This window comes from Devosia sp. (assembly GCF_028290435.1).
GTDB lineage: Bacteria > Pseudomonadota > Alphaproteobacteria > Rhizobiales > Devosiaceae > Devosia.
In genome coordinates this window covers 115,880-129,807 of record NZ_JAQGJV010000009.1, presented here as the reverse complement: position 1 = coordinate 129,807, position 13,928 = coordinate 115,880, and the positions used below count along the sequence as shown (strand labels likewise).

General features: G+C 62.6%; 12 protein-coding genes. 8 read left to right on the top strand and 4 right to left on the bottom strand.

All coding sequences use genetic code 11. From position 1 onward, the window contains the following. Nucleotides 1-17: 17 nt before the first annotated feature. Nucleotides 18-2,327: a Wzz/FepE/Etk N-terminal domain-containing protein gene (locus JWP26_RS02385; protein WP_299722908.1), complete on the top strand. Its 2,310-nt coding sequence runs from the start codon at nucleotides 18-20 to the stop codon at nucleotides 2,325-2,327. A 238-nt stretch (nucleotides 2,328-2,565) separates the two neighbouring features. Here the strand turns inward: JWP26_RS02385 and galU are convergent, their stop codons facing one another. Continuing rightward, on the bottom strand, nucleotides 2,566-3,477 hold the full coding sequence (gene galU / locus JWP26_RS02380) for a UTP--glucose-1-phosphate uridylyltransferase GalU (RefSeq protein WP_299722906.1): 912 nt from the start codon (nucleotides 3,475-3,477) through the stop codon (nucleotides 2,566-2,568). A gap of 554 nt (nucleotides 3,478-4,031) precedes the next feature. Here galU and JWP26_RS02375 point away from each other — a divergent pair. The 7 genes from JWP26_RS02375 to JWP26_RS02345 all read left to right on the top strand — a co-directional run bounded on the left by JWP26_RS02375 (nucleotide 4,032) and on the right by JWP26_RS02345 (nucleotide 10,735). Further along, nucleotides 4,032-4,205: a hypothetical protein gene (locus tag JWP26_RS02375; RefSeq protein WP_299722903.1), complete on the top strand. Its 174-nt coding sequence runs from the start codon at nucleotides 4,032-4,034 to the stop codon at nucleotides 4,203-4,205. A 467-nt stretch (nucleotides 4,206-4,672) separates the two neighbouring features. Then, entirely contained in the window at nucleotides 4,673-5,344 is a 672-nt protein-coding gene (locus JWP26_RS02370) for a sugar transferase (RefSeq protein ID WP_299722900.1), read from the top strand. A 10-nt stretch (nucleotides 5,345-5,354) separates the two neighbouring features. After that, nucleotides 5,355-5,720 carry a hypothetical protein gene (locus JWP26_RS02365; RefSeq protein WP_299722897.1) on the top strand — a complete coding sequence of 122 codons (366 nt, stop codon included), beginning with the start codon at nucleotides 5,355-5,357 and terminating at the stop codon, nucleotides 5,718-5,720. A 34-nt stretch (nucleotides 5,721-5,754) separates the two neighbouring features. After that, complete coding sequence (locus JWP26_RS02360) at nucleotides 5,755-6,966, top strand: glycosyltransferase family 2 protein (RefSeq protein ID WP_299722894.1); 1,212 nt, start codon at nucleotides 5,755-5,757, stop codon at nucleotides 6,964-6,966. Beyond that, nucleotides 6,963-8,234, top strand: coding sequence for an O-antigen ligase (locus JWP26_RS02355; protein ID WP_299722892.1), 1,272 nt, complete (start codon nucleotides 6,963-6,965; stop codon nucleotides 8,232-8,234). The genes JWP26_RS02360 and JWP26_RS02355 overlap by 4 nt, the downstream gene beginning before the upstream one ends. Further along, a complete protein-coding gene (locus JWP26_RS02350; RefSeq protein ID WP_299722889.1) occupies nucleotides 8,227-9,228 on the top strand; it encodes a glycosyltransferase in 1,002 nt (333 codons plus the stop codon). Before JWP26_RS02355 ends, JWP26_RS02350 begins: the two co-directional genes overlap by 8 nt. A 25-nt stretch (nucleotides 9,229-9,253) precedes the next feature. Continuing rightward, nucleotides 9,254-10,735 carry a lipopolysaccharide biosynthesis protein gene (locus tag JWP26_RS02345; protein WP_299722886.1) on the top strand — a complete coding sequence of 494 codons (1,482 nt, stop codon included), beginning with the start codon at nucleotides 9,254-9,256 and terminating at the stop codon, nucleotides 10,733-10,735. 139 nt (nucleotides 10,736-10,874) lie between these two features. Here the strand turns inward: JWP26_RS02345 and JWP26_RS02340 are convergent, their stop codons facing one another. Genes JWP26_RS02340 through JWP26_RS02330 form a run of 3 tightly spaced genes read right to left on the bottom strand, consistent with a single transcriptional unit; the run spans nucleotide 10,875 to nucleotide 13,885 of the window. Beyond that, the gene (locus JWP26_RS02340; protein ID WP_299722883.1) at nucleotides 10,875-11,768 is read right to left on the bottom strand and encodes a polysaccharide pyruvyl transferase family protein; all 894 of its coding nucleotides are present in this window, start codon (nucleotides 11,766-11,768) and stop codon (nucleotides 10,875-10,877) included. 26 nt (nucleotides 11,769-11,794) lie between these two features. Continuing rightward, a complete protein-coding gene (locus tag JWP26_RS02335) occupies nucleotides 11,795-12,583 on the bottom strand; it encodes a family 16 glycosylhydrolase (RefSeq protein ID WP_299722880.1) in 789 nt (262 codons plus the stop codon). Nucleotides 12,584-12,604: 21 nt separating this feature from the next. Continuing rightward, nucleotides 12,605-13,885: a polysaccharide biosynthesis/export family protein gene (locus JWP26_RS02330; protein ID WP_299722877.1), complete on the bottom strand. Its 1,281-nt coding sequence runs from the start codon at nucleotides 13,883-13,885 to the stop codon at nucleotides 12,605-12,607. Nucleotides 13,886-13,928 lie beyond the last annotated feature (43 nt).

Below are 13,928 nucleotides of genomic sequence, written 5' to 3'. Positions count from 1 at the left end.
TGCCCCCGGAGGCAAACATGCTTGAACGAGGCAATTATCCAGAAACCCTGGCGCCGCAGCCGATGGATTTGAAATTCATCGACCTCGATCGGATCTTTTCCGTCCTGCGGCGGCAAATGCGGGTCATCGGACTATGCGTCGCCATCATGCTGGCGCTGGGATTGATCTACCTGATGCTCGCCCCGCGCAGCTATGTATCGGCGGGACAAATCCTGATCGACAAGAATCTCGAACAGGTGGCGGATGGCACAACGGTGTCCGTCAGCGCTGTCGATCTGGAAGCCCAGGTGCTCAACCAGATCGAAGTGCTGCGCTCGAGCCGGATCGCCATGGCTGTCGCCGAAGCCGAACACCTCACTACCGACCGCAAATTCCTGAGCCCGCCGCCGTCCTTTACCGGCCGGATACGCGGGGCTTTCAGCAGCCTGCTGTCGCCCTTCCTGGGTCATGGCGCGGTGGTTGACGCGGCGCCCCCTCAGGCCAGTATCGACGATGTGGCGGGCATGTTGCGCTCCAACGTGCAGATCGACCGCATGGGGCGCAGCGCCATCATTCGCGTCAGCTATGAAGCCGCCTCCCCCGAATTGGCGCAACGCATCGCCCGCGCCTATGGCAATGCGGTGGTGCAGGACCAGCTCAATGCCGATCTCGACGCCACCAAGGCGGCGGGCGACTGGATGCAGCAGCGCCTGACCGAAATCGGCGCCAGCCAGCGCGAGGCCAATCTGGCGATCCAGAAGTTCCGCCAGGATAGTGGACTGTCGGTGGACCAGGACCGCACCCTGAGCGACAAGCGTGTCGAGGCGCTGTCGGAGCAGTTGGCGACCGCCCAGGCCGAAACCGGCCGCATGCGCGCCCTGTCCAATCAGGTGCAGGCGGTGATCGCCGCCGGCCCCGAGGCGGCTGCCAATAATGTGGGTCTGCTGGCGCAGTCGGAGAACACAACCACCAATCCGCAAATCGCCACCGTGCGCACCCAATATGCCAATCTGGTCAGCCGGATTGCCGAGGTGACCAGCGCCTTTGGGCCCGATCATCCGCAACTGGTGGCGCTCAATGCGCAGAAGGCGGCGCTGAACGGACAGATTTTCGCCCAGCTCCAGGGCCTCAACGAGCAATACCTGACCCAGTTGCAGATCGCCGAACAGCAGGAAGTGGGCCTGCGTCGGGATATCGACACTGAGGGCACTGCGGATAACGACGCCAACCAGGCGCAGATTCAGCTCAACGAACTGCAGCAGCGCTCGACGGCTTTGGGCCTGCTCTACAATACCTTCCTTGGCCGCTATGAGGAGGCCATCCAGCAGCAATCCTTCCCGATCCCCGCCGTCCGGGTAATCACCGAGGCGCTGCTGCCGGATAGCCCGTCGAGCCCGCGGACACTGATTGTGCTGGCGGCGGCCTTCATCGCCGGCCTGTTCATGGGCCTGGCCTTTGGCACGTTCAACGAGTTGCGCGAGCGGGCCTTCCGCACCGGAGCGCAGGTCAGCAACGAGCTGGGCGTGCGGTTCCTCGGCTACCTGCCGCAGCTCGAACTGGGCAAGGCCAGCCGCGATCCCAAGCAGCGGGCCAATCTCATTCACCGCTTCCTGCGCAATCAGGTGGTCCGTCGCGGCAGCAATACGCCGACGACGCCGTTCCTCGAAACGCTGAAGTCGGGCAAGCTGGCCCTGCGCTCAGCCCGCAAGGATGGCGGCGGCGTGGTCGGCGTGGTGTCGGCCCTGCCGGGCGAGGGCAAGACCACGTTCGCCGTGGCGTTTGCCGAAATGCTGGTGGGCAGTGGCAGCAAGGTGTTGCTGGTCGACGCCGATCTGCGCCAGCCCGGCGCTAGCCGCCTGATTTCCAGTGAAGCCGAATTTGGCCTGATGGATCTGGCCGAAGGCAAGAGCTGGCGCCAGATTGCGCAAACCGATGCCGAGACCGGCCTCGTCAGCGTGCCGGCCAATACGTCGGGCGTGGTCGGGCGTACCAATGACTTCCTGTCTTCGCCGGCGATGCAGACTTTCCTTGCCGAAGCGCGCCGCGAATTCGACTACGTGGTGATCGACCTGCCGCCGCTCGGCCCGGTGGTCGATGCCATGTCGGTCCTGCCCTGGACGGACGGCTTCATCCTCGTCACCGAATGGGGCAAGACCCCGCGCCGGCTGGTGCGCGCCATTATTGGGCGGGAGCCCGAGCTATCGGGAGAACTGCTGGGCGTCGTGCTCAACAAGGTCGATTTCAAGAAACTGCCGCGCTACAGCGAAGCGGGCGGCGTCGAGCGGTTCGTCGACGTGTATCAGCGCTATTATCAGGTCGAGACCGAGGTGGAGCCGGCGACGCGTTAGAGCATCGGAGTTCTAACCGAACCCAGTTCCCTCCGTGCCGTCACCACCGGGCTTGTCCCGGTGGTCCATCTTGTCCACCCGCAGGTGGATTGCCGGGACAAGCCCGGCAATGACGGTGGATTTGGGTTTGGATACACGCGGACCCCGCGGTTCAAGACCAGCCGGCCCCCAAACCCCAGACAGCACAACGGCGCGCTCCAGGATCGGAGCGCGCCGTTTGTGTTGGTGCGATTAGTGCCTATTCGGCGGCGTTGCGAAAACCTTCCGACAGCGCCGAATCAAGCTGCAGCTTGGTCAGGGCGACGAGGAAATCGTCGGCAATGTCCTCGCGGTCGAGCGCATAGGCCACGTTGGCGGTCAGGAAGCCGATCTTGGAGCCGCAATCGAAGGACTGGCCCTCATATTGCACGCCCACGAAGGGCTGCTCGTGCATCAGCGTCTGCATGGCGTCGGTGAGCTGGATTTCCCCGCCTGCGCCCTTGGGCTGGTCGGCCAGGAGATTGAAGATTTCCGGCTGCAGAATGTAGCGGCCCGAAATGATCAGGTTGGAGGGGGCTTCGTCCCGCTTTGGCTTTTCCACCATGCCGGTGACGCGGAAGCCCGCATCGGGGCCCTCGCCCCGCGCGATGACCCCATAGGAGGAGACCTCCGCAGGCGGCACCTGCTCCACGGCAATCACATTGCCGCCGGTCTCCTCATAGGTCTCCATCATCTGCTTGAGCACGCCGCGGCGGGCCTGGAACAGCATATCGGGGAGCAACAGGGCGAATGGTTCGTTGCCCACGATCTCGCGGGCGCACCATACGGCGTGCCCCAGCCCCAGCGGCTCCTGCTGGCGCGTGAAGCTGGTTCGGCCCGCTGAGGGCAGGTCGCGGCGCAATTCGGACAAGGCCTTGTCCTTGCCTCGCGCCTCGAGCGTCGTCTCCAGTTCGAACTGACGGTCGAAATGGTCTTCGATGACACCCTTGTTGCGTCCGGTGACGAAGACGAAATGGTCGATACCCGCCTCGCGGGCCTCATCGACCGCATATTGGATGAGAGGACGGTCCACGACCGTCAGCATCTCCTTGGGCATGGCCTTGGTTGCCGGCAGGAACCTCGTTCCGAGCCCCGCTACCGGAAACACTGCTGTTCTAACGCGCTTAACCACGGCAAACTCCTGATTGAGCATTGGAAACACCCAAAGGGCAACACAGGCAGGCCCCACAAGTCCACCCAAAATGCCCAAACGAAACGCATGGCTATGTTGCGCTCAGGGCAGAGTTTTAATTAGGCTAAAGGCCTATAAAACCGTCATAAACCCGCCCAATTTGAAGCTATCTATTGACGCGATTGCCCAGGGTTTTTATTTCTACTTTGCTTGTCCTTCAATTTCATGGGGTCATATGGTCGAGTGTATCTTCGAATTCTACTTCGCCTTTTAGCCGATTGAGGCGGTTCGCAAAAAACCGTGATAGTTGGCGCATTGTGCCAGTGCCCTCAACACTGTATTGACGCTCCAACAGGCAATGCTTGTCCGCTTTGGACACTTGAAATTTATCGACGGAATGGTTTTCACAGTTTCGTGACTATATGGGGCGCATCTCCGTTGGGGACCGCAGCGGATTGAAAATCGCGCCTTTGGCGTGACCTCGAATTAAGCTTTTAGGACGACAGTCTACGCCTATTGCAGCAACGAGGCAGAAGCCTCCGGGGAGGCCAGACATGCAGAAGGACGGGCCAGACGAGCCGGTCGTGGACAAGGCCAGCAAGCCTTTGCCGATCGAACGCGCAGCCATACGCTGGCCCTGGGGGATCATCGCCCTGGGTGTGCTCGCGCTGGCCTGGGTGGGGGTCTATCTGCTGTGGAACGGCTTTGTGTTCCTGTCACAGCTATAGTTGGCTCTCGCAAAGAATAATTACAGTCTTGCCCGGTTGACTGCAACTGTGGCTCCTTAGTCTCATAGCCCGTTTGGTCTATTGAAGATCGACTGTTTCTCGCCCGTCGCGATCCGTAAGCGAGGCGCCACATGTTCGCTGCCGGTGCCAATTTGGCCAATTTTGCGGCAGCTACAGTGCATTGCAGCTATGCAGCCTAAGGGTTGCCACTCATCGGCAATCATGGTCCCATTCGGGTGATGACGGAACACCACCTCGTTTTGCTTCGCCTTGCGGCGCACTGGAGCAAGACCAATCCCGGTATTCGTCAAGACGTATTGATCAAAATACGTCGAACAATTGCGTCTGTTACTGGTGTTGTGCGCGAGAGGTAAAATTCTCGGTAAACTGTACTGAAGCGCCAAGAAAGAACGGTTCGAAGGCCTAATCCGCCGGCCACTCTACCTTCCATTTAGCGAGATAGCGCCATGTCGATCGTAAATGCTGAACTTGATCTATCGAGCCAGTCATCCAAGACGAAAGTGCCCAAAGGGGGGGTGTCCAAACGGGTCTTCGATGTGCTTGTCGCATCGACCATGCTCCTGTTTGCCTTGCCGGCGATGTTCTTCATCGCCGTCATCATGTTCTCCACCGATCGCGGTCCGATCCTGTTCGGCCACGAACGCATCGGCCACAACGGCAAGCGTTTCCGCTGCCTGAAATTCCGCTCCATGGTGGTGGACTCCCAGGCAGCGCTGGCGCGGCATCTCGAATTGTTTCCCCTGGCGCGCGCTGAGTGGGAAGCCAGCCAGAAACTGCGCGACGATCCGCGCATCACCGGTATCGGCAATTTCCTGCGGGTTACCAGCCTTGATGAGCTGCCGCAGCTGATCAACGTCATCCGCGGCGAGATGAGCCTGGTTGGGCCACGCCCCATCGTGCAGGACGAAGTCATTCGCTACGCCGCCGAGATCGAGCACTATACGGCGACGCGCCCGGGGATTACCGGCCTCTGGCAAGTCGGCGGTCGCAGCGATGTCGATTATGACCATCGCGTCCGGCTCGACAGCCAATATGTGCGGGAATGGACTTTTGCCGGCGATCTGCTCATTCTGGTCAAGACCGTCAAAGTCGTGATCGCACGAACAGGCAGCCGCTGAGGAGCCCAATATGGCATCCATGCTTTCACTGAGACCCAAGCTGTTCCGCACCCGCAATCCCGCCCGTGACAGCAATACGGACCTCGATCGGCTGATGACTGTGCGCCGAGCCTTCGCCGCCGCCATTGCGGATGCCGAGCAGGAACGGCAGGGCCTGCAGCTCCGCGTGGACGTCTACTACGCCCAGGCCACCAACCTGCTCGACAATTCGGGCGACTATGGCCAGCGCAGCCAGGAGGACGAGCAGTCGATCCGCGACGCCGAGGCGCAGGCCGCCGTCGCCACTGTCCGGATTGGCCAGATCGACGCCCAGATCGTCAAACTCGGCACTATGCTGATCGAGTTCGACCGCATCATGAGCGATACCGCGGCTTAGCGGACGCTGGGCCGACAAACAAAATGGTGAGACTATGCGATCGATCGGCCCGCAAGCGGCACGTATCGCCACGCCATTGATTTCAGTGGTCATGGCCAATTTTCAGGCGGGCGACAAGCTCGTCCCGGCCATGCAGTCGGTATTGCGGCAAAGCGTGGCCGATCTCGAACTGATCGTCTGCGACGATGCTTCGGGCGATGACAGTGTGGCCATTGTCGAACGCTTCATGCGCGACGATCCGCGCATCAGCCTGATCCGGGCTGACGCCAATGGCGGGCCAGCGCGCAGCCGCAATCGCGGGCTGGATGCGGCGCGCGGACAATGGATCGCGATCGTGGATTCCGACGACATCATCCATCCCGAACGGTTTGAGCGACTGCTGGCCGCCGTGAACCATGCGGGCGCCGATCTCATCGCTGATGATTTGTTGCACTTTTACGAGGACGGCGCGCCCGCCAGCCTGCTGCTGGGCGCGCGGCAGGACACGCTGTTTTCAGTCGATGCTGCACAGTGGGTCGGGGCGGGTTTCGATGGTTCGGCCCCACTCGGCTATCTCAAACCGATGATCCGCGCCGAGGTGCTGGGCGACTTGCGCTATGACGAGAGCCTGCGCATCGGGGAAGACTATGACCTGGTGCTGCGCCTGCTGCTGGCGGGCGCCGCCATGAGCATTCTCCCCGAGCCTTATTATCTCTATCGCCGCCACAGCGGCTCGATCTCACATCGCCTGTCGGTTGCGGATCTTGAGGCCATGATCATCAGCCAGACCGTCATGCGGGCCTGGCTGGGCGCTGTGCCGTCGGAACTGGCGCAGGCCTTCGATTGCCGACAGGAGCAATTGGCCAATGGCCTCGCCTTCGAAGAGCTGGTGGCCGCCATCAAAGACCGGCGGCTGGGGCAGGTGGCGTCACTGTTGCTGAGCGAACCACGCTTGGGCCGACGACTATGGCAGTCATTCAGCGAAGGCCGTCGCCGCAAGGCACAGGCGCCGCGCGCAAAACAAGTGGCCGGGGCGGTGACGCTTGGAGCGTCCGCGCGGCATGTGCCCGACTATATCCCGGTAGAGGCCGAAGATTGGACCGCTCCGCGTCAGCGCCAGGCTTGGCTGGAACTAGCCGATCTCGGCCGTGGCCAGCCGATTGATGTGACCTGCCCGGACCAATCGGCCCATTATGCCGCCGGCTTTATCCCCATGGCGCGTATTCGCGAAGCGGTCGTGCACGCTGAGCGGGAGCTGGTCAAATGATGCTGCGCCAGCCCGGCCAACGCCACTATCTCACGGTCAATTTCGCCGCCGTGCTGACCTTTATGGCCCTCGCGGCTCTGGTGCTCAACGCCATGCTGGGCTCGATGGCGGCGCTGGTCTTCATGGTCTGCGGCGCGCTGCTGATCGTCACCAATATCCCGCAGAGTCTGGACAGCGTCATGCGCTGGTGGATCGTGCTGCTGCTGCCGGCCTATTGCCTGCTCAGCGCGCTGTGGTCGCAATATCCCGACAATACGCTGCGCTACGGGCTGCAACTGACCTTCACGCTGGTGGTGGCGGTGGTCATTACCGGGCGCATGTCGACGACGACGCTGATGCGCGGGCTGTTCGTGGTTTATGCCATCGGCGTGGTTCTCAGCCTCGTGATCGGGCGCAATGGCGGGGGGGCTTGGCTCGGCATTTTCGGCAGCAAGAACGCCTTCGCGGCGCACATCGCCGTCTTTGCCCTCATTGCCGTGGCCATGATCGCCGACAAGGGCGCCCACCCACTGCTGCGGATCGGGGCCATTGGCGGTGCGCTGATTTCGGGGCCGCTGCTCATTTTGGCGCAATCGGCCGGGGCGATCATGATGGTGGTGCCCTGCATCGTCATCATCGTTCTGGTGCTGCTGACCGGGCGGCTGAGCCCGCAGCAAAAACTGTTCCTCGGCATTTTCATGGCTATCGTACTGGCCGCATTGACCCTGATCGTCGTCACCATGGGCGATACGCTTCTGGCCGATGCGCTGGAGGGCTCGGGCAAGGACCCGACGCTGACCGGGCGCACCGAACTGTGGGCGACGGGGTTCAGCTTCATCGCTGAGCGGCCATTGCAGGGGCTTGGCTATCGCGCTTTTTGGGTGAGCGGCTTTGCCCCCGCCGAAGAGCTATGGGCCATGTTCCTCGTGCCCTCGGGCGCGGGCTTTAATTTCCACAACACCTATATTTCCAACGCGGTGGAGATCGGCCTGATCGGGCTGCTGCTGCAAATGATGATCATGTATGGCGGGGCCGCCATGATCGGGGCCTATGCGATGGCGCGGCCCAACGCTGCCAATGCGCTGCTGCTGGGGATGCAGGTGTTGATGATCCTGCGCAGCTTCATCGAGGTCGAGGTGTTCTTCGAGTTTTCCATCCGCTCGATGCTGGCTGTCTGCACCTTTATCTATGCCGCCCAGGGCCTGCTGACGCTGCGTGCCGAAGCGAAGGCGCGCGAGCGGGCCGGCCGTATCTATCCCTACCAGCGAAAAGGACTGATCGATGCGTGAAGCCACCGGCGGCCTGGTCCAGATACGGACCCCCACCTATAAGCGCCCTGCCGCGCTCAAGCGGGCGCTGGAGTCGATGATTGCCCAGACCTGGGAAAACTGGGTCTGCGATGTTTATGATGATGATCCGGCGGCTTCCGGGCGTGACGTTTGCGAGTCCCTTGGCGATCCGCGAATTCACTACACGCATAACGTCCCGCAGCTTTTTGCCTCGCGCAATATCGATGGGTGCTTTACGGCGGACAATCCGCGCGGCGCCGATTATTTCTGCGTGGTCGAGGACGACAATTTCATCCTGCCCACCTTCTGCGCCGAGAACATCGCGCTCTGCCAGGAGCAGGGCGTCGAGATTGTCCTCCGAAACCAGGTTGTCGAACATGCCAGCGGCACGGACGCGGCCAAGTTGAGCGAAGGCGGCGTGCTTGATGAGCTGTTCGTCGAAGGGCTTTACGATGCGCCGGACTTCCGGCTGTCGCTGTTGATCGGGATCGGGGTGTCCAATGGCGGGCTGTTCTGGTCGCGCCATGCGCGCAGCCAGTTGGAAATCCAGTATGGCTGCACCGCGACCTTGCAGGAATATCTGCGAACCTTCGCAATTGCCGAGCCGGTCTACGTGGCGATGACGCCACTGGCTGTGTGGGCGGAGAATGCCGAGCAGACCACACGCAATGCGGAGTTGAAGGCATCCTACATGCGTCGCGAACTGGACCTCAAACGCTCGATCCAGGCCCTGCAACGTCAGGTGTGGCATGAGGCGACGCCGGCGCAACGCGCTGGCTTCATGACCAATCCAAGGTTTGCTGCCTCGCCCAAGGGGCGGGCGCTGGGCATGGCCAAGGCGCTGCTCACGCAGCCTATTGGTGATTATCTGCTATCGAAGGACGCTTGGCGGCTGCGCGGACGGGGGCTGGCCATTCGGCTGCTGGGTCGCGTGACGCCTGAGTTCAACACGTTTGTGCGGGAGCGCGGCGCCGTGCCGTTGTCCCATTCCTGAGCCAGTTCCCCCACTTGGTGCGCCCATGGCGGCGATAGACGTTTTGGGCTCGGGCCCCGATCTCAACCACGTCAAGACCGGACGGGCCGGCGCAGCGATGCGCGGCGCGCTGTGGTCCATGCTATCGAGCTTTGCGCCCGCGGCCTTTGGCATCGTGGTGTTCATGGCCACCTCGCGAGTGCTGGGTCCGTCCGAATTCGGCATCGTGGCCTTCGCCGCCAGCATCGCCACCTTCGGCATGGCGGTGGCGCCTGCGGGTTTCCGCGATGCTCTGATCCAGCGGGCAACCATCACCGCGCGGCATCTCGATGCGGTGTTTTGGCTGAGCGTCGTTTCGGCCGTGGTGATCTATGGCGTTATCGTCGCCGCGGCGCATCCGATTGCCACCGCCTATGGCGAGCCGGAACTGGCGCTGCTGATCCCGTTCATCGGCCTGCGTGTGGTGTTCGACATGGCCGCCACCGTGCCCAATGGGCTGCTGGTGCGGGGCATGTCGTTCAAGAAGCTGGCTTTGCGCACGGCGGCGGCTTCGCTGGTCGCGGCGATCGGGTGCCTGGTCCTGCTGTGGCTGGGCTTTGGCCTGTGGGCGCTGGCCTTCTCGCAGCTGGCGACTTCGATCGTCACCTGCGTCGGCGCGCTTGTGGCGTCGCGCTGGCGGCCGGGGTTCAGTTTCGATCTCAAGGCGCTCAAGGAATTGCGCAGCTTCGGGCTGTTCGCCACCGGCAATAATTTCATCACCACGGTCAGCATCGATCAATTGCTGATCGGCGTGCTGCTGGGGCCGGCGGGGCTGGGCATTTACGGCTTTGCCCGGCGCATCTTCCAGATTTTGACTGACCTGATCACTGGCGCACTGAACCTCGTGTCCTATTCGCTGCTGTCCTCAATGCAGCAGGAGCAGGACAAACTGCGCGAGGCCTATCTGTTCGGCACCTTCGCCTCCTCGATCATCGCCTTTCCGGTCTTTGTCGGGCTGGCACTAATCGCGCCCGATTTCATCCCCTTCGCCTTTGGGCCGCAATGGGTGGAAGCCGTGCCGGTGGTGCAGGCCTTCTGCGCGCTGGGCCTGCTCTCGGCCATCGGTGTGTTGCAGGCCTCGCTCGTGAAAAGCCAGGGCCAGGCCGATCTGTGGTTCTATTACATGGCCAGCAAGATGGCGATCACGGTGCTTTACGTGTTCCTGTTCAGCGGCTGGGGCGTCAGCGCGCTGACCAATGCGCTGGTAATCCAGAACTTCATCATGTGGCTGCCCACCGTGCACATGGTGGTGCGGCTGTTACGGATTTCTCCTTGGGCGTATCTGGGCAGCTTTGCCCTGCCGGTGTTCGCCACGCTGGTCATGCTGGGGGCAGGGATGCTGGTGCAGCATGAGCTGGCGGGGAGCACGCCGCTGATCCGGCTGGGCGCGACCATTGGGGCGTCCGGGCTGGTCTATGGGGCGGTGGTGATATTGCTCGGCCGCCGCAAGATGCTGGAGATCACGGCGACGATGCGGCGGCGGCGGTAACTTTTCACCTCTCCCTTTTGGTGGAGAGGTCGGCGCGTAGCGACGGGTGAGGGGGCCTTTCCCAGGCACTTCACCCAGTAAAGGCCCCCTCACCCGACCCAAGAGGGTCGACCTCTCCCCCGCAGGGAGAGGTGAAGAACTAGCTTACCGAACCACGGCTCTGAACGAAGTCTGCTACAGCCGCCTGCGCGCGTTCGGTGGCGCGGGCGATAGCGCTGTCGGCGCTGAGCTGGGGTTCGAGCTTGGCCATCGTCTGCAAATGGCGGGTGGCGGAGTGGGTGAGCATGGTGTTGGGAATGCCGGCCAGCGGGGATTGGCTGAGCTTGCCGACCTTGCCATGGCTGCCGCCGCGACCCGTGCGCCCGATGTAATATTCGAGCACGCTGGTGGGCTTGAGCAGGTTCATGCGCAGGTCGATATCGAGCGCGCCGGCCCAATCGAGCCATTTCATGTGATGGCCGCCATAGATCGGCTTGGCGCCGATCCAGGGCGTGCGCAGGGCATCGGCGACGATGGCGCCGTGCATGGCCTCGGTGATCAAAAGCTTGGCGCCGCGCAACTGGCTCAGCACCTTGTCCACCGGGTCGGTGGCATCGATCAGCGTGATCCCGGCCAGCCGGCAGGCCTCAGCCCAGTTGCCGCGCTCCAGACTCTCGTAATGCGGCATGAAGGCCACGCCGACATTTTTGGCCGGCTCCGGCAGGTCCATGGCGCGCAGCAGCACGGCGCTGTCGCAGATCGCGAGCTCCGGCGAAATCTTGAGCTTGCTGGCGGTCTGCGGGCCACGCACGAAGCGGATGTCCCAGGTGCCGTCATGCACATCGGGCAGGCCCATATAGCCCGCATAACCCGACCCCATGACGAATTTGCGCGCTTTGGCGTCCATCTGCGTGCCGATGATCGAGCCGATGCCGACGAACAGCTCGCTCTCGTCCTCGTCGAGGAACCCCTTGGGCAGCAAAGCCGGCCACACATGCAGGTTCAGCTCATCGCCGAAATTGGGCACGGTGCCCCGGAAAAATACCAGCTTCATTTACGAGCCCCCAGATTGGTTCGGATTCACTGTGCGCACAGCACGGATTCGGGAAATGCGCAGGTCTCGCCTTGCGCGGTGAAGGCGACCCAATCGACCTGCATGGCGATCGGCTCGGTCTGCGGGTCCATCTTGCCCATCCAGTCGGTCAGCGTATCGGTGCCCCACAGGCTGAAGAACACGCGCTGCGGATTGGCCGGGATGGTGGTGGGATCGTCCATGGTGCGGACCAGCTTGCCATCGATGTAGTAGAGGATTTTGCCGGGCTCCCAGGTCATGGCGAAGGTGGTGAAGTCGCTGTCGGAGGGATGGGGCAGGGCATGGGTCTGCCCGGAGCCGACTTTGCCATCGCCGCTCTTGCCGTTGACGAAGGTTGTGGTCTGGACGCTCGACGTGTCCTTGAGCAGGATTTCGAAGTCGATCTCGTCATGTGGCTGTTTCTGCTCGGCGCCGATATAGGTGAAGAAGGCCGCGTTCAGGCCAGAGCCCTTGGGTGTCTTGAGGCGGGCCTCGTAGGTGCCATAGCCATAGGCTTGCTTGGTCTGGAGCTCGCCGCAGCTGTATTGGCGGTCGCCCTTGGGCAGCGGCGCCAGCCCGACATTGAGCATGCCATCAACGCTTTTGACCTGGCTGGTTGACCAGGTGCAGTTCTGGTGCGCGCCATTGGCCCAGCCGTCCGAAACATACCAGCGCTTGGTATCGAGCGTGTCGAAGTCGTCGTGAAAGCTGGTGCCCTGCGCCATGGCGGCTGTCGGTGCCAGGATCATCAGCATGGGGACAAGGGCCCGCATTCGGTTCTGCATCGTCTTGGTCATGAAAAAACGCCTTTACGCTGGTCAGTTGGTTGGTGCGGCTGTGGCCTCGTCTGGAGCGGTAGTTGTGCCTTGGGGCAGCGTCAGCCGGGCGACGATGACGTCGCCGGCGTGAACCGCGGTACTCATGTCGGCGGCGACTTCCGCACCGTCGCGAACGATCGAATAGGCGTAGCTCGGCAGCGCTGCATTGCCGGCGATGGCAGTGCCCGAATAGACCGCGGCTTCCTGCAACAGCGCCTGCTGGTTGCCTATTTTGAGCGCCAGGGCGGCGATCTGGCCATCCACGGTCTGGCGCTCCAGCGACAGATCCGAAATCCGCGCATCGCCCAGTTCGGCGCGTTCGCGCTCGGCGGTGCCGATATCCTGCTTGGCTTGCAGGCTCGATGTATCGAGATCGAGCAGGCGGCTCTGCAGGTCCGCCACGCTGGTCTGGAGCGCGGTGACGCGCGAGGCCAGAGCCAGCCCGTTATCGGACAATTCGTTGATCTTGTTGAGCTGCTCGCGGGCCTGTTCGAGCTGTTGCTCCATGGCAGTGCGCTTTTGCTCGAAGGTGTCGATCTCGCGGTTGAGCAAGGCCACTTCTTCGTCGAGCGAGGTGGTTTGCGCCGTCATCTGGCGTTGCCGGGCCAGCAGGATCGATTGTTCGGCCGCGACCAGTGGCTGCGTGCCCTCGACCTTGGCCAGCTCCGGCGGCAGGGTCACGGTCTGCGCCCCGGCCAGTTCGGCATCGAGCCGCGCCAGCCGCACTTGCAGGCGCATATGTTCGTCCACCAGCAGGTCGAGCGCGCCCGAATTGGTCAGCAATTCGCGTTCGGGGCGGCTGGTGGCGCTGGCCGCGCGGCGTTCGCCGCCCGCTAGGGTCAGCGCCTTGATCACCGTCAGGCCGGGAGCAAACGGATAGGCGCCGGGGGTGCTGACATCGCCGCTGACATAGACCGGCCCATAGGTGGCGATTTCGATGGTCACGTTGGGGGCAACCGTCAGGCCAAGCACCTGCTGCAACTCGCTGCCCAGTGTCGCGGCCAGTTCGGTGGTGCTCTTGCCGGCGCTTGGGGTCGCGCCCACGAAGGGGAACGACGCCTGGCCATCGGCGCCAATGACGTATTCGCCGCCTAGTGCCGTCAGGTCCTCGAACGTGGACTGGCCGGCATTCCATTCCACCACCTTGACCGTCAGCTTGTCGGAGACGGACAGCAGATAGGGTTCGCTGGCGGCGGCGCTACCCACCAGGATCAGGCTGATGGCAGCAAGACATCCAAACTGTCGTACTGATCGCTGCGTTCGCATCGGATCGTCTCGCATGGCGTGTCCTCGCTACTGTGCTCTCCACAATGGTCGACGCAGA

What these genes read in the sequence shown, in the direction of transcription:
- JWP26_RS02360 (WP_299722894.1), top strand. Translation starts at nt 5,755, where the DNA reads ATGCGATCGATCGGCCCGCAAGCGGCACGTATCGCCACGCCATTGATT.
- JWP26_RS02370 (WP_299722900.1), top strand. Translation starts at nt 4,673, where the DNA reads ATGTCGATCGTAAATGCTGAACTTGATCTATCGAGCCAGTCATCCAAG.
- JWP26_RS02340 (WP_299722883.1), bottom strand. Translation starts at nt 11,768, where the DNA reads ATGAAGCTGGTATTTTTCCGGGGCACCGTGCCCAATTTCGGCGATGAG.
- JWP26_RS02345 (WP_299722886.1), top strand. Translation starts at nt 9,254, where the DNA reads ATGGCGGCGATAGACGTTTTGGGCTCGGGCCCCGATCTCAACCACGTC.
- JWP26_RS02375 (WP_299722903.1), top strand. Translation starts at nt 4,032, where the DNA reads ATGCAGAAGGACGGGCCAGACGAGCCGGTCGTGGACAAGGCCAGCAAG.
- JWP26_RS02385 (WP_299722908.1), top strand. Translation starts at nt 18, where the DNA reads ATGCTTGAACGAGGCAATTATCCAGAAACCCTGGCGCCGCAGCCGATG.
- JWP26_RS02350 (WP_299722889.1), top strand. Translation starts at nt 8,227, where the DNA reads ATGCGTGAAGCCACCGGCGGCCTGGTCCAGATACGGACCCCCACCTAT.
- JWP26_RS02330 (WP_299722877.1), bottom strand. Translation starts at nt 13,885, where the DNA reads ATGCGAGACGATCCGATGCGAACGCAGCGATCAGTACGACAGTTTGGA.
- JWP26_RS02365 (WP_299722897.1), top strand. Translation starts at nt 5,355, where the DNA reads ATGGCATCCATGCTTTCACTGAGACCCAAGCTGTTCCGCACCCGCAAT.
- JWP26_RS02335 (WP_299722880.1), bottom strand. Translation starts at nt 12,583, where the DNA reads ATGACCAAGACGATGCAGAACCGAATGCGGGCCCTTGTCCCCATGCTG.
- JWP26_RS02355 (WP_299722892.1), top strand. Translation starts at nt 6,963, where the DNA reads ATGATGCTGCGCCAGCCCGGCCAACGCCACTATCTCACGGTCAATTTC.